20 protein-coding genes are annotated in these 21,152 nt (G+C 46.9%); 7 read left to right on the plus strand and 13 right to left on the minus strand.

The features are described from left to right. Positions 1-203: 203 nt before the first annotated feature. Positions 204-1,409: a S41 family peptidase gene (locus tag OM95_RS04215; protein ID WP_041870648.1), complete on the minus strand. Its 1,206-nt coding sequence runs from the start codon at positions 1,407-1,409 to the stop codon at positions 204-206. Between the two features lie 71 nt (positions 1,410-1,480). Continuing rightward, positions 1,481-1,912, minus strand: coding sequence for a helix-turn-helix domain-containing protein (locus OM95_RS04220; protein WP_041870650.1), 432 nt, complete (start codon positions 1,910-1,912; stop codon positions 1,481-1,483). Between the two features lie 337 nt (positions 1,913-2,249). Between OM95_RS04220 and OM95_RS04225 the strand changes: the two genes are divergently transcribed. Continuing rightward, positions 2,250-3,098: a TIGR02147 family protein gene (locus OM95_RS04225; protein ID WP_291515551.1), complete on the plus strand. Its 849-nt coding sequence runs from the start codon at positions 2,250-2,252 to the stop codon at positions 3,096-3,098. Between the two features lie 239 nt (positions 3,099-3,337). After that, positions 3,338-3,922: a hypothetical protein gene (locus tag OM95_RS04230; protein ID WP_041870654.1), complete on the plus strand. Its 585-nt coding sequence runs from the start codon at positions 3,338-3,340 to the stop codon at positions 3,920-3,922. 77 nt (positions 3,923-3,999) lie between these two features. On the opposite strand, the gene OM95_RS04235 is transcribed toward OM95_RS04230, so the two are convergent. Next, positions 4,000-4,917 carry a hypothetical protein gene (locus OM95_RS04235; RefSeq protein ID WP_041870656.1) on the minus strand — a complete coding sequence of 306 codons (918 nt, stop codon included), beginning with the start codon at positions 4,915-4,917 and terminating at the stop codon, positions 4,000-4,002. Positions 4,918-5,304: 387 nt separating this feature from the next. On the opposite strand from OM95_RS04235, the gene OM95_RS04240 reads away from it, so the two are divergent. Next, the gene (locus OM95_RS04240) at positions 5,305-6,306 is read left to right on the plus strand and encodes a hypothetical protein (protein WP_041870658.1); all 1,002 of its coding nucleotides are present in this window, start codon (positions 5,305-5,307) and stop codon (positions 6,304-6,306) included. A gap of 68 nt (positions 6,307-6,374) precedes the next feature. Here the strand turns inward: OM95_RS04240 and OM95_RS04245 are convergent, their stop codons facing one another. From OM95_RS04245 to OM95_RS04265, 5 genes are all read right to left on the minus strand, one after another. After that, positions 6,375-7,250, minus strand: coding sequence for a hypothetical protein (locus OM95_RS04245; RefSeq protein ID WP_041870660.1), 876 nt, complete (start codon positions 7,248-7,250; stop codon positions 6,375-6,377). A 102-nt stretch (positions 7,251-7,352) separates the two neighbouring features. Continuing rightward, on the minus strand, positions 7,353-8,324 hold the full coding sequence (locus tag OM95_RS04250; RefSeq protein ID WP_041870662.1) for a hypothetical protein: 972 nt from the start codon (positions 8,322-8,324) through the stop codon (positions 7,353-7,355). A gap of 101 nt (positions 8,325-8,425) precedes the next feature. Then, a complete protein-coding gene (locus OM95_RS04255; protein ID WP_041870664.1) occupies positions 8,426-8,932 on the minus strand; it encodes a Dps family protein in 507 nt (168 codons plus the stop codon). A 154-nt stretch (positions 8,933-9,086) separates the two neighbouring features. Continuing rightward, positions 9,087-9,632 (minus strand): hypothetical protein, encoded by a 546-nt coding sequence (locus tag OM95_RS04260; protein ID WP_291515552.1) that lies wholly within the window; start codon positions 9,630-9,632, stop codon positions 9,087-9,089. 288 nt (positions 9,633-9,920) lie between these two features. After that, positions 9,921-10,694, minus strand: a complete 774-nt coding sequence (locus tag OM95_RS04265) for an AMP nucleosidase (RefSeq protein WP_041870666.1) — start codon at positions 10,692-10,694, stop codon at positions 9,921-9,923. Between the two features lie 79 nt (positions 10,695-10,773). Here OM95_RS04265 and OM95_RS04270 point away from each other — a divergent pair, with 79 nt between their 5' ends. From OM95_RS04270 to OM95_RS04285, 4 genes are all read left to right on the plus strand, one after another. Next, positions 10,774-11,658, plus strand: a complete 885-nt coding sequence (locus OM95_RS04270) for a pirin family protein (RefSeq protein WP_291515553.1) — start codon at positions 10,774-10,776, stop codon at positions 11,656-11,658. Positions 11,659-11,735: 77 nt separating this feature from the next. Beyond that, entirely contained in the window at positions 11,736-13,334 is a 1,599-nt protein-coding gene (locus OM95_RS04275) for a S8 family serine peptidase (protein ID WP_291515554.1), read from the plus strand. A gap of 127 nt (positions 13,335-13,461) precedes the next feature. Continuing rightward, positions 13,462-14,532, plus strand: a complete 1,071-nt coding sequence (locus OM95_RS17080; protein ID WP_291515555.1) for a M23 family metallopeptidase — start codon at positions 13,462-13,464, stop codon at positions 14,530-14,532. Between the two features lie 87 nt (positions 14,533-14,619). Further along, entirely contained in the window at positions 14,620-15,501 is an 882-nt protein-coding gene (locus OM95_RS04285; protein WP_041870668.1) for a hypothetical protein, read from the plus strand. Between the two features lie 5 nt (positions 15,502-15,506). On the opposite strand, the gene OM95_RS04290 is transcribed toward OM95_RS04285, so the two are convergent. The 5 genes from OM95_RS04290 to OM95_RS04310 are packed head-to-tail and all read right to left on the minus strand — an operon-like array spanning position 15,507 to position 20,745. Further along, the gene (locus tag OM95_RS04290; RefSeq protein WP_041870670.1) at positions 15,507-16,193 is read right to left on the minus strand and encodes a Crp/Fnr family transcriptional regulator; all 687 of its coding nucleotides are present in this window, start codon (positions 16,191-16,193) and stop codon (positions 15,507-15,509) included. 42 nt (positions 16,194-16,235) lie between these two features. Then, a complete protein-coding gene (locus tag OM95_RS04295) occupies positions 16,236-17,927 on the minus strand; it encodes a hypothetical protein (protein ID WP_041870672.1) in 1,692 nt (563 codons plus the stop codon). Positions 17,928-17,934: 7 nt separating this feature from the next. Further along, positions 17,935-18,714 carry a CbbQ/NirQ/NorQ/GpvN family protein gene (locus tag OM95_RS04300; RefSeq protein WP_291515556.1) on the minus strand — a complete coding sequence of 260 codons (780 nt, stop codon included), beginning with the start codon at positions 18,712-18,714 and terminating at the stop codon, positions 17,935-17,937. Next, entirely contained in the window at positions 18,701-20,038 is a 1,338-nt protein-coding gene (locus OM95_RS04305) for a cbb3-type cytochrome c oxidase subunit I (RefSeq protein WP_041870675.1), read from the minus strand. Before OM95_RS04305 ends, OM95_RS04300 begins: the two co-directional genes overlap by 14 nt. A gap of 11 nt (positions 20,039-20,049) precedes the next feature. Beyond that, positions 20,050-20,745, minus strand: coding sequence for a c-type cytochrome (locus tag OM95_RS04310; RefSeq protein ID WP_041870677.1), 696 nt, complete (start codon positions 20,743-20,745; stop codon positions 20,050-20,052). Positions 20,746-21,152 lie beyond the last annotated feature (407 nt).

Raw genomic sequence — 21,152 nt, forward strand, 5'->3', positions numbered from 1 at the left:
CCCTCGCAAAATGATACTTTTCTTTAGTGCGAGGACTGTGCCGACTATAAGTCTATCTTATTCTCTTTCACTGCAAAAGAGCTGAACATCCGAACAAAAGATGTTTGACGTCTTAAAATGATCATCTCATTTCAAGACAGAAAAATTAAGTCCTCATCCCGCAAAACTGCCTCCAAGGCCAGGAAGAAGGCCATGTCGCCGCGTCAATCCAGCGCACTGCGGACCCACGAGTCTATCCCAGCCTGCATTTCGCGCAGGTTGTAATAGAGAACTTTGTCCAGTTCGACCCCCTGCCCTTCAATACGATACTGGCTGCGGCTCAAGTACAAGGCTTCGGGGATGGATATTTCGACACCAGGCCCCACTTCACTTAAAGGGTACCACACACCGACCAACATCTGACCGCGGCTGGGACTTCCCAATAAAGGGGCTTTTTTAAATTCTTTCAAAGCTTGGGCGACTAATTCCGCAACAGAAGCGGTTTTTCCGTCGACGAGCACCCGAAGATCCCCCTGATAACAACTGTCTTTGTGGAAGGTTTTCAGGATCACTTCCTTGTTGCGATCCAAAACTTCCAGTTGCTTTTCGTCACGCAAATCATCCGGCAGTTCCGCTGTTACATTCTGTGCAAATCGGGGGCGAACTAGACGACCCACCTCTTCGGGCTGACAGATGACAAGCGACAGAAAGCGAAGACCCGCGACAAAATTTCCGCCAGCGTTGCCGCGCAGATCCACCACCAGGCGATTTACGTTTTGCAACTTCTTTTCCAATTCTTTTATCTTGGCATCAGCAAAAAAGTCAGCACGGAATGAGGGAATCTGAATCAAAGCAGATTTGTTTTTGAACTCTTCAAAGCTGACTTCTTCCTTCCGAATGATCGAAGATGCTTTGACCTGAAAAGCGATTTCTTTGTCGGCCCGTTCAATCAGATATGTTCCCGATTCGGTCGCCGCCTCCCAGGGGTTGGGCTGTTCACCGTTGATCGTTTTAATGACATCCCCTTTTTTCAGCCCCGCTAAAGCGCCCGGAGATTTAGGATGAAGTTTGAAAATCACCAGTTCGCTATCGACAAACTCGGATTCAATCCCGGTCTCTAAAGCTTCTCCTCTCCAAATACTCTTCACTTCCGAAGAGTCATAGACCTCGAGATGAGAAACGTTGAGCAAGCCCAACACATTATTGATGTCCTTGATCACAAGCTTTTTGGGCGAATACGGAGTCACCAGACGACTGCGACGATGGCAGATGCGATTCCACTTTTTCACCTGTTCGTCTGCCAAAAATATTTTGGCTGAGACCAAATCACAGACCGCAGGGTAAGGGTTTACAAAACTTTTTTGCAAAGTGAAGTGATAAGCGCCGAAAGCGCAGCCTAATGCGAGAAGAATAGCAAGAAAACGGCTCATTTTCTGAAGTCCCCAAAAAAACAAAGACCGAGTGTAAACACCCGGCCTGTTGTTTTCAATTCAAAAGGGTCTTAAGCAGCCACTTTCTTCTTACGAGCTGCTGAAGGATCAATGTGATATTGTTTAACTTTGCGATACAAAGTCGCACGACCAATGCCTAAAGCCTTAGCAGCTTCAGTCAAATTGCCTTTGTATTGTACAATGGCGTTTTCAATCGCATGAGCCTCAAGCTCTTCCATTTTTTGTACGTTGGATGAAGTTGCTGTCGCCGTTGGGAACTGAATAACGTTACCGCCAGCATCAGAATTAACGGGGCTATTACCCGAAATCAAAGCAGGAACACCTGCTACAAGTTGTTGTCTGAAAAATGCATTATCAAGACCTTCTCTCCACTGTGAAGATGAATAGGCTTGAACTGTCACATCGTGTGTTTCCCAGTACTTCTTTGCGCTCTCGATCGTTTCCTGGTTATCGCTCACCACGATCATTACTGTGCGTGACATTTAAATCCTCCCCTTTTGAAACATTATTCAATGCTAATTGACTCACTTTGTACCTATCGGCGTATCACGCTGAGAATTTAGGGCTAGTTGCGATTTTTTTTTGAGACAGTTTAAAGGGGCTGAAATACTGGACTTTTTAGAGGTCCATTTATTGGGTTGATTTTCCCAAGGACTCCGGAATGGCCTGGAATCGAATATAAATGACCTTTCCCCGGCGCCCTGCCCGGGTCGAGGTCCTGTGGACGCGCAAAGGGGTGCCCACATTACTTTGCAACGGCAGCATCGCACCCTTGGGAAAACACTTTATTCTTCTTTCGATCCTTGCTGTGATTTTAGTATGTCAAAGACAGTGAAGAAGCCCGATTTATTCACCTATCTGAATATCAATCAGTACCTGGAAGACTTTTACAATTACCGAAAGCAGTCCGACCGCTCGTTTTCTTACGGAAGTTGGGCTTTGGAGCTGGGCTTCACGAATCGATCGTTTCTTCGGCAGATCGTGATCGGAAGACGCTCTCTGACCGACAAAACTATTCAAACTCTGTGCGAAAGAATGAACTATTCCGCGCCAGAAAAAGAATATTTTTATCTTTTGGTGCATTATTCAAAAAGCAAATCCGCAGAACAAAGAAACCTTTATGGGCGCAAGCTTTTACAAATTATTAAGTCGGACCATCCCCAAAGAGCGGACGTGCAAAATTATCTGGAGTTTCTTTCCTCCCCGCTTCTTCCACGACTGCAAATCCTTCTGAGCTTTCAGAACATTGATAAATCTTCGGAAACACTGGCCAGGATGCTGGGCACGTCTCTGCATAAAATCGAGTCGGCTCTTCAGTTGCTTCAGAAAATCAATCTGGCAGAAGGTCAGACGTCCACCGAGGGCGTGATGCACTGGAAAAGTTTGCAAAGCTCTTTTAGAGTTCCCGACAAAATAGGCGACGCTATTCTTTTGGATTATCACGAACTAAGTCTCAAGGAGGCGATTCAAGCCAAATCACTTCCACCGGCCCAACGCAGATACAAAAGTCTTTTGGTTCCACTAAGTGCTGACGAGTTCGAGGAGTTCTTGCAAGACCTTCAGGTGTTCATCCAGCAGACCTTAAAAAAATTCGACGTGGATGATCTGCGCTCGCGCCGACTTTACCAAATCAACTTCAATATTCATTCTGTCTCGGAAGAAGGCTGAGTGTGGTCAGATTTCTCGCATAAAAAATGCGCCCATGGTGCAAAAGCGCGAGAGCAAAAATGCACACGCTGGCTGCGGCCCTTCATCTAAATGCGTCCCTTGTAAAATCCCTCAACACTCTATAAACACCAAGAAATGCAAGGCCGTGGTATAGCGCTTGCTCACATTTTCTGCATTAACACTTAAGCCTCCGTTGTCCTGGTGGTCAACGCGCGCTTAACAAGCTTAAAGAGGATTTCATGAAAAAGAATATTTTAGCAACCACGCTGACAACAGCTATTTTAGGACTCTCCCTATCGGCTTCTGCCGGCGTGGGACAAATCGGTTCCGGCGCTATTGAAGTCAAAAGCTGCGCCATTCACTTTTCCAACTATGGCGCGAAGACACCTCCGGCCCCTGTTTTACAAATATTAAGTCAAAAAGGTTATCATCCCGTCGGAGTGGCCAATGAAGGGACCTTGATTCTGAAGGTTCACACTGTGGACGAGATTTTTGCGGGATATAAATACGGCAGCGTCAGTGAAAGATTCTATAAGACTTATGCCAGTGTTCAGGCTTTGGGACTGTTCGGAGAAGAACGATTAGGGGACTTTAAAACCGCCGTACAATACGCTTTGGTCAGACAATCAGACCGCGAGGCGATCGCCGCCAAAGATCTTCCCTATAGCGTCTGCCAAGAGGGCTATAGCTGTCTTAAACCCCAAGCATTGTTAAAAATGCTTCAACAACTGCCCGACTGTAATAACAATGTTTTGATGCCTGTCCCCGCCCAACGCAGTAACAACGCCCACGCAGGTGGGTACGACACGTCCAACCTACCTTGAGTTCTATGCAAAATCGAAAAAAAGGGCCGCTCAAAAAGCGGCCCTTTTTGTTGCCCACCCCACGACGTCCTATTAGTTTATTCTTCAGAAAACAGAAAATAGATAAGAGACAACCAAAAGGTCGCATTGACAGTCGATTGCACGACCCGATACTCCAGATCGGAACGGACCATATCCCTCAGATATTTGTCGCTGGAGAGCATCTGCTCCAGACTTAGGTTTTTTCTTAGTCCGATTTCAACCCGAGATCTGAAACTTTCAATCTTCGTCAGATTTATTCCCGACAGGTAGACGCCGCCGGGATCGACAATATTCAACGCCAATTGCAAAGACGACATCAAGCCCGCACCAACGTATTCGGAATTTCTTCGATACCACTGCCGCAGGTGACTGAATTTAGCCTCATCCAAGGGGGGCTTCCTTCCATAACTCGTAAACAGATCATGGATGACATTCATTAACAAAAATTGTTCAGAATACTGCTTCAGCAAAATCGCTTTGCGCCCATCCTGGCGTAGAAGCTCATACACGCGAAACAAAGTGGTTGGCTTTTGCATTGTTCCGTCCGTCAACGTGTTTACGAATTGCACCATTTCTTTAGGGTCATGCGCGTTTGTCAGCTGATAGCTCTTTAACTCGGTCGCGATTTTCTTTTGCGTCAACAACGGCAACTGATGAAACTCAACGCCCACGAACTCGCGATGATGATCAAGGATCGCAATGTAGTGTTCGACCTGCGAAGCCGGAACATCCGTCCGATGCGCTCGTAACAAAGTGAGATAGTGATTGTATTCGTTGACATCTAGTTGTTTTAAAACCTGGGGTCTTTTCATCAGATAGAGATAATTCAGTGCCTTTTCCCAGGCAGAATAGCTGTGACCAGAAGACGCGTTCGTGTTCGCAAACACAGCTTCGCAACGGACTAATTGCGCTAAAGCGGTGGTCCCCGGTAGCATCAAGGAAAATCCCAATAGAACCGCTATTCCACTTTTCATAACTCACCACCTTCATTCTGAAGAAGTTCAAAGTCTATGCCATAAAAACAAGACGGCAGAATTCAGTTCTATATCAATTATAAATCCACGCGCGCGACAGTGTGGGCGTGATGAATCGTGAATAAAAATGTCCACAGCTTCAAATCGTTTCTGCAATACGGATTGCAAAAATGAATGCTCTTAAAATCTTTATTATGAGTGCATCGCTGCACTCAACGAACACAATTTGCCGAAAATGACAGCCGCTAGACATCACCTATGTCTTCGCTCTATTTTGCCCACACCCCCGAGAAGAAATTGAAACGATTTAAAAACTTGTACGACGTTAAATCAGGTTTTGATTGATTGGCGCAGCTCTTGCTTTTCCTTCAAGTATTGGAGGAATTTATGAAGCACTCGATGCAGAAGACTCTTTGTCTGACCTTAGCTTTGACCTTAACGTGGAACACTTCGATGGCCCACGCTCAATCGACAACGAACCCAAGCCGTGAATCTATGGATCTTCAAACCTCATCCGGGGTGATAGAAGAAACCCTCGAGGTCAGAAAAAAACTTTTGGACGACATTCAAGAGATCAGTCACCTGATCACCGTCAGACAGGCCCAGGACCCACGCTACACTATCAGCCCGGTGGTGCCGTTGTTCGGTTTTTTTCTCACAGGCTTAAGTGCCATGGAATTGACGGACAAGTGGAAGCTCTACCAAGAAACTGCCGAGGGACTGGTCGACCTTCGCGCCAGCAGACAAGCAACACTCAGCCTATTAAGAACAGATAGAAAAATTCTGGCCGAGTACGCGGAAATTCAAAACCTGCTGACTACAAACAATATCACGACAGGACAGATAACGCAGAAAATGGATAGTATTATTCAGCTTCACGAAAAAAATCTGTCTTTACTGAAATCCAGTCCTGTCAGTGACTTCTGGGCCACTTACAGTGAACGCACCAGCAAACTTATCGAACACAATATCGGATACTTAAAGCAAATCCGTCACTCCTTAATGAAAACAAATCTGGATGAAACCGAACTCAAAGCACTTTCACAAAAAGCTGTGGATTTAATGAATGCTCAAAAATTTGTGCGCAAGTCATATAATTTGGACTACTCTGCGGAAGTGTCTTATCTGAAAAGACGCATTCAAGGGGCCAAAGTCGGCAAAGCCAGTATGAAAACCACCGCTATCTGGGTCGGCCTAGGTTTGGCACTGGCAACAGTGACAACGGTTGTGACAGGTAAAAATCTGTTCGGCAAATCAGAGTTTGAAAAAATGACTGACCACGAGCTGGAAACCGCTATTCACGAGAGGACACAGGCCTTTTTACAGATTGAAGAGAAATTGAACGCTTTCTCTATTCAAAAATCTGAGCTTGAAATGACGGAACACTAGAAGTTCCTTTTAAACGCAAAGAGCGAAGCCCCCTTCGCTCTTTACCTCTGCTGCTTCCCAAAAACCGGCTATTTAAAAGTTCCCAGAGAATCCATTTTTTCGAAGGTCGCTTTTATAATGGCTCTGAGCTGATCGCCGTGCAGGCTTCGAATAAGTTCGTAATTCTTGTCCAATCCGTTTTCGTTGATCGTGTTTCTATTTGGCATGAACAGATTGCTGGTAAGGCCTTTATTGAAAGGCACTTGGGCAGTGACACACCCGGAATTAGCGCCGCAAAAAACCATCTCATAACCCAACTGTATGGTCGTATTAAGAACAATATCTCCATTAAGGCGATTGGCAGTGGTGGGCTCCCAATCAGCCTGTATCTTCATGAAAACAACACCGCTCATATCGCCTACTATAGCGGATCGGAACTGGGTGAGATCGGTCATCGCCAGATTTGTGTCCTCGCTTTCGCCGTTATAGGCAATCGCTCGATAGCCCGTTCCAAAAATTTCCTTGGGCATCAAAAGATTCGCGGACTGCATGCCCAGTTTCTCTAAATCCGAGTTGGAATAGATAAAAGATTTAAAACCGCGGGCGCTCAACTCTTCACTGATGGCAACACTGGCCTCTTTAGCAAAGGGACGGATCCAAGATCCAGAACTGTTGTTAAAAATCGAGGTGTAATAAGCTTCTTCATTTTTTTTCAAGGTGTTCGTCGTATCATAGAAGTAGACCACCGGAAGAATCCCGACTTCTTTATTTCCAGAAGGCGGCATTTTGGCGAACTGATTATTAACCGTCATTTTCGCCCGGATTTGGGGTTTGATATCTCCTGCGGCGGCTTTATAGTGCTGCTCTGAAAGTTCATCTGGCAACATCAGCAAGGTCGCACACCCCACCATGGAACCCAAAAACACTATGAGCACACTTCGTGCCGAAGACTTCAGTAATTTCATTTTTCCTCCCGTAATAAGATTTCTGGTAGTCTACAAAGACCAGAAACACCGGGCACCCCATGAACAGGGTATCTAGTCCAGCTATCACGGCAAAAAATAGAATTAACGATGAGAACTCTCTTCAAAGAAATTAAATATCTCGTTTGCGGCGGAAATTTCTTTGCTGATAACACCGACAAAACGTTCGGGCAAAGCCTCAGCAGCGCCAGGAAAGCCGTGCCCACCGCCCCGGATAACCCATTTTTTTAGATCCACACCCGAAGAACAACCAACGGCAATTTCTTTAGATACAGATGTGCGATCCTCGCTGTTTTCGTCCAAAACTCCCTGAGTCGTGAAACGTTGACACTTATTGAAGTTCAACCAAAGGCGAGCTGTTTCATCTGCGGAAATCACTCGGCCTCGATTCTTCCAGCCCAAAGGACCTTTTACGGGGCCGCCATGGAAGGGCATGATAGGATCTTTGTCGCCGAAAATTAAAAAGCCTGACGTGGGGAACGCCGGATGGCACGTCTTCGCAAGATCTTCTCCGAAATTAGAAACCACGGTAGCAAAAGCCTTAAATCGACGAGAGTTCTTTTGTTCACAGGCCAAACGAAGAACAAACTGACCCCCATTGGAAAGCCCCATTAAAAATACAGGAGATGCCGTCGCTCGTAACGACGCGTTTTCCATCAGTATCTGATCCACAAATCCAACATCATCAACTTCCGCATTTATTTCAGGACGTCCGTCGTTCCAATTTTTATCGACACCATCGGGAAGAATCAAAATCATTTTTCGGGCATTGGTTTCTTTTGCAAGCTGCAGACGTTGTTCAAGATTCTTGCCGTTACCGCCTCCCCCGTGAAAGGCCAAAACGATGGGACAAGTTTTGGTTTGCAGACATTCTTGAGGAACGGCCAGCCAATAAGTGCGATTTCGACCTTGATGGGTCAAAGATTTTTTCTGCAAAGTCGCAACCGGCAGAGGCATCGCCGCGTCTGCCGCAGAAGCTCTTTTAGAGGAAGCGGAGGTACAGGAAGAAAGACTCAAAGAATAAACCAGAACGCTGATAAAAAAAATCTTTTGCATAAGACAATTACAGCATGATTTCAAAAGGCGGATCAAAATAAAAAAGCCTCTGGGAGCGCCAGAGGCTTTTTTTCTATCCGCTTTAAAATTTTTAAAGAATTCTACTCTTCAAGCAAACTTCTTAACATCCACGCATTCTTTTCGTGAAGTTGCATGCGTTGTGTGAGGAGGTCTGCACTGACTTCGTCCCCCGCCTTTTCAACCTTTGGAAAAATCGAGCGCGCAGTTTTTACAACGGCTTCCTGGCCTTCAACCAACTGACGAATCATTTCTTTAGCGGAAGGAACTCCTTCAGGCTCTTCGATGCTTGTCAGTTTTGCGAATTCTTTATACGTACCGGGAGCAGGCACACCCAAAGAACGGATTCTTTCCGCGATCAGGTCGACAGCCATCGCCAGCTCTGTGTACTGAGTCTCAAACATTAAGTGCAGGGTCTGAAACATAGGGCCTGTCACATTCCAGTGAAAATTGTGCGTTTTTAAATAAAGCGTGTATGAGTCAGCAAGAAGTCTTGAAAGTCCATCTGCAATTTTGATTCTGTCTGCTTCAGGAATTCCAATATCGATTGCCAGTGCGCCAGATTGTGATTTCTTTTTTGAGGATTTCATAAGAGCTACCTTTCCTTCCTTGAAAGTACCCTCAAACTCTAAACTAAAAATAGATCATCCGAAAGGTTTGTGACGTCTGTGTGCTGTGCGATAAAAGAAAAAAGCCAAGGGTGGATGCCCTTGGCTTTTGATAGTGACAGTCATTTAATTCGAATTAGCGGCGACCGGACTTGATTTTCACTTGCAGTTTAGAAATCAAGTGAACGGCCATTTTTTCTTGAACTTTACACATTTTAAGTTCGTCACGACGATAAGATCTTTGTGACGGAGTCAAAGTGCCCGTTTCAAGTTCCATTTCATAATCTAGTTTGGAAGAACGGATACCTTCCAATTCTTTTGTTTGCTGTTTGAAGAGTTTTGTCACTCCAGACAACGGAGCCACTTCAATCCACTCTTCTTTACCACGATACCAGCTTACCATTCTTAGGAAGCGAGCTTTGTTTTTCGCCAAAGTGAACTTAGGAAAACCTGTATCAGGCAATTCTAAGATATTTTCAATTTCATCGAGGTTTGTGTCGTCTTCTTCGCCTTCCATCAATAAGTTGCCAGCCATTGTAGCTAAAGCAGCTTCTGCCTCAAGATCATCGTCCATGTCTGCTTCGAAAGCAGAGGTCTTTTTCATCTCTTTTTCGTTATCTAGGTCCAAGTCTAAGTCAGAGTCGATTTCTTCCGCTTGCATGTTATTGCCAGGATTGATCAAAGCGAGCCTCCCCAAAATGTACTTCAGTTGTAGTGATTAAAGTGGTGCCAGTTATATCGCACATTTCAAAATGACACAACATGTTAATTGCGTGAAAAAAGGTGAATTTATGGAAGTGGCCCCGCAAAAACCGAGGGCTTTTTCCATTTTCCTATCGATTTTTCATGCCAAAACTTTAGGCATTTGTCATCGAACAGCGCAAGCATCCATCAGCTCGCTTGGGGCCCTGTCGGCCGCCTCGGCGACCGACAGACTTTTGAAAAATTCGCGAAACAAACTTGGGTGAAATCAATCCCAGCGGAGATGCTTCACCGATTCGCCTGAGTCACGCAATTCTCGCAAGGCATCGATGCCGATACTCAAGTGTTTGTCGACAAAATTGGCGGTGACTTTCTTATCACTTTCTTCTGTTTTCACACCATCAGGGATCATCGGATTATCAGAAACCAACAACAAAGCGCCCCGCGGAATTTCATTTACAAAGCCGGTAACGAAGATCGTTGCGGTCTCCATATCCACAGCCATGGCACGCGTTTTTGTAAGATAGTCTTTGAATTGTTCGTCGTGCTCCCACACGCGACGGTTGGTTGTGTAAACCGTTCCCGTCCAATAATCACACTGATGTTTTGCGATCATGGACGACACCGCTTTTTGCAAACGGAATGATGGCAAGGCCGGGATTTCTGCAGGCATATATTCGTTGGAAGTGCCTTCACCACGGATCGCGGCGATAGGAAGAATAAAGTCACCCAATTGATTCTTCTTTTTTAAACCTCCGCATTTTCCCAGGAAAAGAGCGGCTTTGGGATTCACAGCTGTCAAAAGATCCATACACGTCGCAGCAAGGGCACTTCCCATACCGAAGTTCAAGATCGTGATATTTTCTGCTGTTGCCGACTGCATGGGGCGATCCAGGCCCCGCACCGGAACGTCGAAGCGTTCGGCAAACATCTTCACATAATTGCCAAAGTTTGTAAGCAAAATGTACTGACCAAATTCGTTCAAAGGCACGCCCGTGTAGCGAGGCAGCCAGTTATCGACGATTTCTTTTTTTGTTTTCATGCTACTCCTTATATTTTCATTCACATGCTAAATTGGTTAAGGCTATCATGAGTTTTCGCAGAATGAAAGGGGACATAATATGAGTTCTACACAAAATAATATTCTCATGGAGATTGCTCCCCGCTTCGTGTCTGTAGGCGGGCCCACTGTGCATCGCCTGATGCCTTACGCGAAGAAACGCATGATCGGTCCCTTTATCTTTTTTGATTATTTTCCTGCGACGGATTTCGCTGCGGGAGAAGGCATGGAAGTACGACCTCATCCCCACATTGGACTGTCGACGTTGAGTTATCTTTTAGAAGGAAAGGTTCTTCACCACGACAGCTTGGGACACAAACAACTGCTCACTCCCGGAGATGTGAACTGGATGACGGCAGGAAGCGGCATCTCGCATTCAGAACGAGTTCCACCTGAACTTCACGGCAAACCCCACCGACTGCATCTTTTGCAGTTCTGGGTCGCACTCCCCTTAACCCAGGAAGATCGGGCGCCGTCCTTCAAGCATCACGAAGCGGCCAGCATTCCACGTTTGCAGGTGGGGGATGCGGACGTTCGCGTGATTGCCGGTAGCGCCTTGGGAAAAACTTCTCCGGTCGATGTTTACTCGAAACTTTTCTTTCTGGATGTGCAGCTTCGTCAGGGCGGAACTTTCGAATTTGACCCGGAAAACCAAGAACTCGCCTTCTTTGTGATCAAAGGATTGGTGTCTTTGGGAGATAAAGAGATCGGCACAGATGACTTTGTAATTCTGGAACAAGACTCCTCTTTGAAAATCACGGCGGTCCAAGACACGCAGGTTGTTGTCCTGGGTGGCGAGGCCTTTCCAGAGCCACGGCATATTTACTGGAACTATGTTTCTTCAGCGAAGGAAAAAATCGAAAAAGCGAAGCAAGCTTGGCTGGATGGCAGCTTCCCGCAAGTTCCCGGCGAGCCTGACATCATTCCGTTGCCCACACAAAAATAAAAGTCACCGCTTTCTTCATTGAAGTTCTTCGGCGATTCGCGATAAAAATCCTTTATTGCGTCTTGAAGGAGGTCCTGATGAAAATCATGTGGTCCGTCATTTTTCTAATCTTGACGTCACCGGCACTGGCATCCCAGAACGAGTGGCTGATCCAAGTGGCGCCGCAATATCGCAATCTTCTTCCGTCGCTCGCTTACTCACCGATGGGACTCGACGCAGACCTAAGGATTCTGACCACGGGAAAACATTTTGTCTTACGTGGTTCCGATAAAAAGATCGCAATCCTGGCTGCGCAAAACTGGATTCAGAGAATCGAAGAAAATAAGATCTACACTTTAGCGACATTGCCGAACGACCCCGACTTCAAAAAATCCTGGAGCTTGAATAACAACGGCCAAAGAAGTCCCCTGGGAGACATTGGTAAGGCCGGAGCTGACATCCACATACTGCCGGTATGGCAGAAAGGCTTTACTGGAAGCCAAAACATTAAAGTGGCTGTCATAGATTCGGGGGTTGAATACAGCCATTCGGATCTAAAGGAAAATATCTGGGTGAACACCGCCGAGATTCCTAACAATGGCATCGATGACGATCGCAATGGTTTTGTTGATGACTACTACGGCTGGGATTTTGTAGGCAAGGATTCAGACCCCAAAGACGAACTGGGACACGGCACTCACTGCGCAGGGACTATCGGCGCGCGGGGCAACGACGGCCTCGGTATTACCGGAGTGAACTGGCAGGTGGCGATTATGTCTCTACGGGCGTTTGATGAACGCGGTCACGGTGAATTGGCCGATATTGTCGAAGCGTTGGACTATGCCCGCCTTATGGGCGCAAAGATTGTAAACGCCAGTTGGGGCGGCGATCCCTATTCCGAAATTCTTCATGACGCCATTGCTGACCTTGAAAAAAGCGGCGTCCTGTTCGTGGCTGCGGCGGGAAATGACTCTATGGACAATGATCTCACACCCTTTTATCCCGCAAACTATGAACTCGAAAATGTCATCTCTGTTGCGGCGACCGATAATCAGGACCAACTCGCTAACTTTTCTCACTACGGCGCCAAAACAGTTCATATCGCGGCTCCAGGGGTTGGCATCTACAGCACGGTCTTAAACAACCAATACGATGCTTACAGTGGAACTTCCATGGCGGCCCCTCACGTCGCCGGTGTCGCCGCTCTTTTGTGGACAGCCTTTCCCCATGAAAGTTATCGGCAAATAAAAGAACGAATCTTAAAAGGCGCAGATCCCGCTTACAGTTTAAAAAGAAAAATTCAATCCCAAGGGCGAGTGAATGCCTGGAATTCTTTTCGGAATATTCGATCACCCGAAGCCGAGCCGGATCAGACTTTATGGAAAAGTAGAAAAATTCTGGTGCAGAGCTCACATCCCTATTTAAGCGCCGACACCTCTCGGTGGCTGATCACTCAACCTGGCGCCACCCACGTTCGCGTTCATTTTGCCAAGATAGACCTGGAAGAAGGGTTCGACAAAGTTCAGATTCAAAAAGAAGATGGCACATTGGTAGAAGAAATTTCTTTCAACTCGGGCGACTACACCTCTGAATTTGTCCATGGTGACAAGATCCTCATCCAGATGAAGGCCGATCTATCCCTGGAAAAATGGGGCTTTCTGATCGATCGCATCGAGTGGTTGGAAAACACAAAGTGACATTTTTTGAAGCCAACTCACCAATCTTTAGACAGTACAACCCAGTTTAATCGCTTCTGGTGCATTTCATAGCCGCCAAAGCATGGCCTGCTCTTCGCATTTCCGGCAACAGTGAACTGGAGGAAGCATGAATAATAAGTTTTTGTCACAGATACTGGGCAGTGTTTTGGTAATGACTGCGGCACCAGGATTGGCGCAGGCTTTTGATGAACTCAACGACACTCTTTATCTGGAGAACAAACAGGTTATTCATCTTTATGGTGCTTCGGAGCTTTCCGATGGACGTCGCGCCCTGATTTCCGCAGTGGAGCTTCCCGAAGACTCTATTCTTTCTATCGACATCAATACGATCAACTCGGCCCTCAGTGATGCCAAAAATAGTCCCGAACGCATTCGCTTTCCATACATGGCCCCCGGTCAGAGTGAAATCAAAGTCAATCAGGCCGGTTTTGTCTGCGGTGTTAATATCGTCGACGTGATGGATGAAGAAATTCGCTCTGACAGCATTATGGATCGTACGGATCTTTGTCTTTCTCTTTCTGACTTGCGAGTCACGGGTGCTTTAGCCAGCAATGGCGATGATGCTCTTCGCTCTTTCAACGAATTTATGAACGATGGTAATTTAAGCGCGATGAACTCTTTGTCCAAGTACGTCGACCGGTTGCGCACAGAACGCATTGAATACGGTCTAATTGAAAAAGCGGGCGTCAGTCCCATCATCAGTCCCATCAAAGGTTGTGCCGCGGGTTGCCTTCACGCGACCAGCGAATACGGCATGCGCATGCATCCCGTTTTAAAACGCAAACGCTTACATAAAGGTATCGACTTGCGCGCTAAGACAGGAACTTCGGTCGTCAGTGTTTTTGACGGTAAAGTTTTGGCGACACGCACGGAAAGAAACCGTAAAACCAAAAGAATTTCAGGCTATGGTCATTATGTGATCGTGGTGCATCCAGAAAACAAGCTTGAAACCTTGTACGCCCATTTGTCTGAATTCAAAACCAAGACAGGCCAAGCGGTACGTCAGGGCGACTTGATCGCACTTTCTGGCAACACCGGAATTGGCACCGCGCCTCACTTACATTTTGAAACTCACATCCAGGGTAAAAAGGGTTTTGCCCCAGCGAATCCACGCGGTTTCTTAGGGTCTTTGGTGTCGACGTTGGCTTGGCTTGCTAATTTGTTTAAAATCGGCTAACGACTTGTTTTGAGACACAGCGACTCGCTAATTTCGAAAAATACTCATTGATGCGCAAAGAAATGCCGTAATAATAGCGGGGGATTCATGCGCGTCAATCGGAAGCACCTTTTAAATGAATCAGGTCAAAGTCTTGTCCAGGCTCTTGTCGGCGTCGGAATCATCGCACTCATGGCCGCCACTTTCGCTCAGATGTACGTCAGCCAGCAAAAACAATTGCGGTCTCTAGAACAAAAAAGTGAAGCTCTGGATATCAAAGCACAAATCATAACGACCATGCAAAACGCGGATGCCTGCACCTGCCAGCTCAATCCCGACTTGACCACTGATGATGCCAACGACGCCAACTTGAAGTTTGACTCGACGATCGTGGATGGCTCCCAAGAAATAAAAACGAACGTCTTGCGCACCGGATGTATCGCCCAAGCCGCAACGATTGTGACCACCAATCAAACTTTGGGCTCGGGTCTAGAAGTCGAAAGTGTCGCACTAAAGAATTTAAAACCCACCGGAGTTGCCAACGTCTGGACCGGCGAATGGAGTGTGACTTGGAAAGCGAAATCCTTTGCGGCTACTCCGCTAAAAGCCATTAAGGTCGCACAAAAGTTTATCATCGACACAACCAGCCCTGCTTCAACACCCAACAACCGGTTGATAAAAAGCTGCATTGATACCAGTGAACGCATCAAAGTGGCCTCGGGCCAAGGTGCGCTCGGCACAAATCCCTTGGGTGAAATCACCTTGGATCTAGAGGCCCACGGCTTTGATCCCTCAGGCAACGATCCTGATATCCTTGTGTCGCAACGGGATTATAACTATGACGCTGTTGATGGAAACACGATGGACGCCAGCTACTGTGGTTTTACGAAAATATCTAAGTTGAAATTTACCGTGCACTGCTGGGCCTCGACTAACAGTTCTGGGGGCACCGAGCGATCGTCCTTTGATTGGATTGCTCTGCAAAAATAGCGAGCTTAATCGGCTCCTAAAGTGATTTTGACCAAAGCATCTACTTGCTGAACCTGAATGTATTGATCCGCAGTTTGAATAATTCCTTCTTTGGACCACGGACTCATGGTTCTGATGACAGATTCTACTGTGACACCCAAGACGTCGGCGATCTCTTGACGAGTCATCGGAACTTTCAACTTGTAAACACCGTCATTGCCCACTTGATCCATAAAATCCAAAAGTAATTGCGCCACCCGCACAGACAAGTGCGATCGCATCAAAACTTTGTGAGCGTGCATCTGTTGCATTCGGCGTCCCAGTAATTCCTGAACGCGACTGGCAACGGCGGCATTCATCTGCCACGCTGTGGGATAGACGTCTCGTGGTATTTTTAAAAAGCGGGACGGCCCCATTGAAACCACAGAGACAGGATAGATGGGCTTCGGATTACTCATAATCAAAGCACCGACAATGTCCCCCGGCAACACAACCTGCACAATTGAATCATTTCCACCCAAAGACGGACGGCACAGTTTGTAGGCGCCACTAAGAACGATGCCAAAGTAATGCGCCTCTTCTTCAAACTTAAATAGAACATCACGATGCTGACTGAAACACACCCGCCCACCCTCACACAGATAGCGGATCACATTGTCGCCGAAACCTTTAAATTGTTCGAATTGCTTAAGCTCTTCTAAGTGCGCGTCCATATGGGACAACATATAACAAATATGCCATGCTGGGTAGCTGAATTAGAGTGTTCGCTTTTTGAGCCAGCGCCAAAGAGCTTCTTTCATCTTTTGCGGCTCGACGACTCTGTCGTATTCGTCGACAGAGAAATACTTTTTTATGGCCTCATGCGAATCCGAGGAAAATCCGAGCATATGAAAGCTGATGCCTTCAGCGCGAGCTTCCATGACAGACTTCCTAAAGTCACTAACACCGTAAGATCCTTCATAGAAATCAAAATCCGTGGGCTTTAAGTCCGATAGGAAAAGCACCATTTTTTTTCGTGACTTAATTTGTGAAAACACCTGCACGGCATGTCTGACGACGGGCCCTAAACGTGTCGATCCCGAGGGCCTGATATCCTGAAGTTCGACCCTTTGATAATTTTTATCCGCGAAGGAATGAAGCCAATCGAAATGCACTTCATGGCGCGTGTTTGAATAAAAGCTGGCCGCCCCCCACGTCACGGGAAGGTCAGGCAGAAGATTCATAAGAATCTTCAAGCAGGAAACTTCCATGTCGAGGACCCGATGATCACCTATCCAGGAATCCGTGGATAGACTGCGATCCAAAAGAATCAATATCGACCAATCACTGCGAGCCAGTTCTTTATTCTGATAGACTTTGTCCTGCGGCGTCTCGCCGGAAAGGCGCGAAACCTGAAAATCCAGAAGTCTATCAATATCTATGTCATTTCCTTCTAAAACACCGCGCTTCAACAAACGTTGATTCAAATCAATTATGAAGCGATTTTTTAAAACCTGATGAATCTTTTTTTCTTCTTCGTTCAACGGGGGCAAAACTTGGGGACCGTCCTCTTTCACTGGATAGACCCCTTCGAAAAGTTTGACCCAGTTCTTTTTAAAACTTCTGTCGCGATAATTCCATTCAGGATAATGGTAGACCCGCCCTTCTGACGCTGTCTCGGCATTGGAAATATTTTCCAGGGATTCCTGAAGGTCCACTTTAATGAAGGCGCGCGTCGTTTGATCCGAGCGCACTGTTGAGTCCACTCGGAGTTCTCGCAAGGCGTTTTTGTGCTCGTCCAGATCATCACTGGAATCGACTTTTTTTCGACCGCCTTTGAATTGATCCAAAGTGAATACTTTTTCAAAGGCATGCACCAAAGGGTTTTCATCCTGTTCGTTGTTGAACTCGTTAAGCTTTTGCAGTCGACGATTTCTTTTCATCCGAACATTGTCACGGGCTGTAGTTTTTTCCTCCGTGATCACCTGCATTTTCGTATCCGCACCTAAGACACCGGCCTTGATCTCTGTAAAATCACGAGCGCCCCATCCTCCCAAAGCAGATTTGGCAACCTCAGCAGCAAAAAAATCAGGATAGTATTGTTGCGCGCGCTGGTGAAGATTTTCAAATCCAGGATAGCGATCCCCCAAACATGTTAACAGTTCTGCGAGCGAAACATCGCTGCGCAAAGGTGCGGTTAAAAGCAATGTGGAAAAAAGATAGTAGGTTTCACAAGCCGTGGCGCCCTGTTTGGAATAAATTTTTTCGGGAAGATAAAGACGATGCCCATCGAAAAAGGCCGTGTCATCGACCGACACGATTTGAACGGAGGCACCCCAATTGAAGCTCGCCAAAATTTCTAGTTTATATTTGAGTGGCTCCAGAGTCAGGGAAGGCCCCTTCAAAGCTTCCAGCGAGGACTCATACCGTTTAAAGAAAAAACCAAAAAGTCCTTCATCCCATCCCATAATAAACCTAAAAATAGAGAGCCGCAGCTTCGCGTAAGGCTTCGACCGTTTCGGGTTCATCCGTCAGGGCTTGAATAATTCCACAATCCACCGAGGCTCTTTTCGGAGCGCCCTCTTTAATCAGCGCCGCTGCCGCAATAATCAAACGAGTTGAAACCGTTTCCCGTAAATCCAAATGATCCAGATTGCGGATTTTCGCGGAAAAGCGCACGAGCTTTTCGACCATGTCTTTTTCAAGGCCGCTTTCCTTCTGAACAATCGCGATTTCGTCGGCTTCTTCGGGATACAAAAACGACAGCGCCATAAATCTTTGCTTTGTCGAGGGCTTCAGCTCTTTCAAATGACTTTGATAGTGCGGATTGTAGCTGGCCACGACCATAAAGCCTGGACTGGCGCGCAAGGTCTCGCCGGTCTTATCGATAAATAAAGTTCGGCGATGATCAAGAACGGGATGAAGGGCGACAATGATATCTTCCCGTGCCTCTGCCACTTCATCCAAATAGAGAATCGCACCGTCCCGCATGGCTTTAACCAGAGGTCCATCCTGCCACACGGTTTCGCCACCCTTTAAAACAAAACGGCCGACCAAGTCGACCGCAGAAGTTTCCTCATGACAGGCGACCTCAATTAAAGGTCGATCGACTTTGGCAGCCATGTACTGCACGAAGCGGGACTTCCCGCAGCCTGTGGGCCCCTTCAAAAGAAGAGGCCACGAAAGCTTATAAGCTCTTTCGAAAAATTCGATCTCGCGATCCCGAGGATGATAGAAAATGCTATTTTCTTTCAAGCAAAACCTCATCCGAGGGCAGTCCGAATTTTATGAAGTTCCAAATATAAGCAATGATCCCGATTGTGAAAAGTGTTGCCGCCATCACCAAGCCCAAGAAATGAACTTCAACTTCTTTCTGAACCGCCAAGAAGTCCATGCCCATTCTGCGCTCTAAAACAACTTGCGTGACACCGGCAATACCGAAAGCCACCGTCATCGCCGTCATACCGATATTGGAAGTCCAAAACGCAAAGGTGTTCATACCGGTGTCGGAAAGTTTACGTCCCGTCATAATCGGCATAGCATAAGCGATGATCGCCAGAATCAGCATTGCGTAAGCACCCCAAAACGCCATATGGCCGTGCATCGCTGTGACCAAAGTCCCATGCGTGTACATGTTCACTTGCGGAAGCGTATGGGCAAATCCCAGGAAGCCCGCTCCGACAAATGACATCACACCTGTCCCTACGGTCCAAGCCAAGGCCACTCGGTTGGTGTTGTTGCGTCCACCTTTACGAGCCATGACAATCGCGTACATCGCCATTCCCAGAAACGCGACGGGTTCAAGAGCACTGAACAAGCCCCCAATCATCAGCCAGTATTTAGGTGTACCGATGTAGTAATAGTGGTGACCCGTTCCTAAAATTCCCGATAGGAACGTGAAACCCACAATCACATACAACCACTTTTCAATCACTTCGCGGTCCACCCCTGTCAGTTTAATCAACAAGTAGGACATGATCGCACCCATGATGAGTTCCCAAACGCCTTCAACCCAAAGATGCACGACCCACCATCTCCAGTACGAATCTACAGTCTGGCTAATAGTCGGAATCATACCCGGCAAATACAGCAGGGCTGCCATCAAAAGGCCGAAGAAAAGAACCATGGAAGTTGTCGTATATCTTTTGGACTTCCAGATGGTACCGCCAATCAGGAAGATAAAAAGAAGAACGTCGACCACAACCAAATAGTCCAACGGTCTTGGAATTTCTAAAAACTTACGGCCTTCCCACCAATTGAAATGGAAGCCGATAATCGCCGTCACCCCCACAATCACCAAGGCCGCCCACTGCACCACCGCCAGCTTGGGACAGATGATTTCGCGGTCGGTCTCTTCAGGGACAATCCAATACGCGGCGCCCATGAAACCAGCTAACAACCACATCACCAAAAGATTTGTGTGTGTGGCGCGGGCGGCATGAAAGGGAATCCAGTTGTGCAATCCGTCCATCCCCATGTGCGCAAAGCCCATGATGAATCCATAGATAAGTTGCAGACTGAATAAAAGCATGCAGGTCGCGAAGAACAAATATGCAATTTTTTGTGATTTAAACTTCATACACACCTTCTTTATTTCTGACTTGATAAGAACTGCACGACTTCCTCAAGCTGTGCATCTGTAAGGGGAAGGGTTGGCATTGTCGTGTCTGCTTTGACCGCCTTGGGATCTTTAATCCAAGATTTCAACCACGCCGTGTCTTTACGAGTGCCGATGCCATCCAACGCCGGCCCGACATTGCCGCCCGACCCACTTAAAGTGTGGCAAGCCGTACACAATTGCTGAAACACTTCAGGTTTCGGAAGGACATTCGTCGCCAAATGCGCAGGAATGAACTCGGTCTTTTTCGGTGCCAAAGGAGGATCCGCCGGGAACCCATTCAGATCCACTCCACCAGCCCACTTCAAGAAGGCCACTAACGAATCAATTTCTGCGTCAGTGAAATTATATTTTTGCATGCGACGATCGTTGGGATACATCGCCTGCGGGTCCTTCAACATCTGACGAATAAAAACTTCGCCTCTGCGCTGATAAACTTTTGTTAACTCTGGAGCGTAGTAAGCACCTTCTCCGAAGAGAGTGTGACAACCCATGCAGTTGTTATGCTCCCAAAGATCCTTTCCCTGTTTGACAGCTTCAGTGATTTGATCTTCGTTGGTTTGCGCTGGAATACGGTGAAACGTATCGATAGTTAACAGAACAAAGGCCAATGAACAAAGTCCTGTTCCCAATAGGAAGAAGGCTTTTGCACCTGATTTCGTTAACATAGCTTTCCTTTCTTAGTCGGCTTCAATTTAAAATGACTATGGGCCCAACTTGACACCTTCTTAAAAAGGCAGCTATGACTTTCATCATAAAGATTATCAAATCTGATGAGAAGCCCTCATCCAAAAACTGATAAAGACCCTCTTCACAGAAACAACTCACGAACAGCACTCAGCGCAAGAAAACGAAGAAAGGCGCCGAGAGCTGCATCTTTATCTCTCTATTGCCAAAACGAATGAAGACAGATTCCTCGAGTCTTGTCGAAGCCCGAGATTTGGTGTGGAGGAAATACTTTATGGGTCGGAGTTCAGCATCCACCGACGCCTGGATGGCGCGAACCGGGCGACAGCCCGGCGGTGGCTGAGGCAGGAGGCCGTGCTGAACGGAGCACCGATAAAGTATTTCCTCC

The organism is Bdellovibrio sp. ArHS, from assembly GCF_000786105.1.
In the GTDB taxonomy this organism is placed as follows: Bacteria; Bdellovibrionota; Bdellovibrionia; order Bdellovibrionales; family Bdellovibrionaceae; genus Bdellovibrio.

What these genes read in the sequence shown, in the direction of transcription:
- OM95_RS04290 (WP_041870670.1), bottom strand. Translation starts at nt 16,193, where the DNA reads ATGGACGCGCACTTAGAAGAGCTTAAGCAATTCGAACAATTTAAAGGT.
- OM95_RS04305 (WP_041870675.1), bottom strand. Translation starts at nt 20,038, where the DNA reads ATGAAGTTTAAATCACAAAAAATTGCATATTTGTTCTTCGCGACCTGC.
- OM95_RS04245 (WP_041870660.1), bottom strand. Translation starts at nt 7,250, where the DNA reads ATGAAATTACTGAAGTCTTCGGCACGAAGTGTGCTCATAGTGTTTTTG.
- OM95_RS04275 (WP_291515554.1), top strand. Translation starts at nt 11,736, where the DNA reads ATGAAAATCATGTGGTCCGTCATTTTTCTAATCTTGACGTCACCGGCA.
- OM95_RS04295 (WP_041870672.1), bottom strand. Translation starts at nt 17,927, where the DNA reads ATGGGATGGGATGAAGGACTTTTTGGTTTTTTCTTTAAACGGTATGAG.
- OM95_RS04235 (WP_041870656.1), bottom strand. Translation starts at nt 4,917, where the DNA reads ATGAAAAGTGGAATAGCGGTTCTATTGGGATTTTCCTTGATGCTACCG.
- OM95_RS04285 (WP_041870668.1), top strand. Translation starts at nt 14,620, where the DNA reads ATGCGCGTCAATCGGAAGCACCTTTTAAATGAATCAGGTCAAAGTCTT.
- OM95_RS04265 (WP_041870666.1), bottom strand. Translation starts at nt 10,694, where the DNA reads ATGAAAACAAAAAAAGAAATCGTCGATAACTGGCTGCCTCGCTACACG.
- OM95_RS04215 (WP_041870648.1), bottom strand. Translation starts at nt 1,409, where the DNA reads ATGAGCCGTTTTCTTGCTATTCTTCTCGCATTAGGCTGCGCTTTCGGC.
- OM95_RS04220 (WP_041870650.1), bottom strand. Translation starts at nt 1,912, where the DNA reads ATGTCACGCACAGTAATGATCGTGGTGAGCGATAACCAGGAAACGATC.
- OM95_RS04310 (WP_041870677.1), bottom strand. Translation starts at nt 20,745, where the DNA reads ATGTTAACGAAATCAGGTGCAAAAGCCTTCTTCCTATTGGGAACAGGA.
- OM95_RS04225 (WP_291515551.1), top strand. Translation starts at nt 2,250, where the DNA reads ATGTCAAAGACAGTGAAGAAGCCCGATTTATTCACCTATCTGAATATC.
- OM95_RS04255 (WP_041870664.1), bottom strand. Translation starts at nt 8,932, where the DNA reads ATGAAATCCTCAAAAAAGAAATCACAATCTGGCGCACTGGCAATCGAT.
- OM95_RS04250 (WP_041870662.1), bottom strand. Translation starts at nt 8,324, where the DNA reads ATGCAAAAGATTTTTTTTATCAGCGTTCTGGTTTATTCTTTGAGTCTT.
- OM95_RS17080 (WP_291515555.1), top strand. Translation starts at nt 13,462, where the DNA reads ATGAATAATAAGTTTTTGTCACAGATACTGGGCAGTGTTTTGGTAATG.
- OM95_RS04270 (WP_291515553.1), top strand. Translation starts at nt 10,774, where the DNA reads ATGAGTTCTACACAAAATAATATTCTCATGGAGATTGCTCCCCGCTTC.
- OM95_RS04240 (WP_041870658.1), top strand. Translation starts at nt 5,305, where the DNA reads ATGAAGCACTCGATGCAGAAGACTCTTTGTCTGACCTTAGCTTTGACC.
- OM95_RS04230 (WP_041870654.1), top strand. Translation starts at nt 3,338, where the DNA reads ATGAAAAAGAATATTTTAGCAACCACGCTGACAACAGCTATTTTAGGA.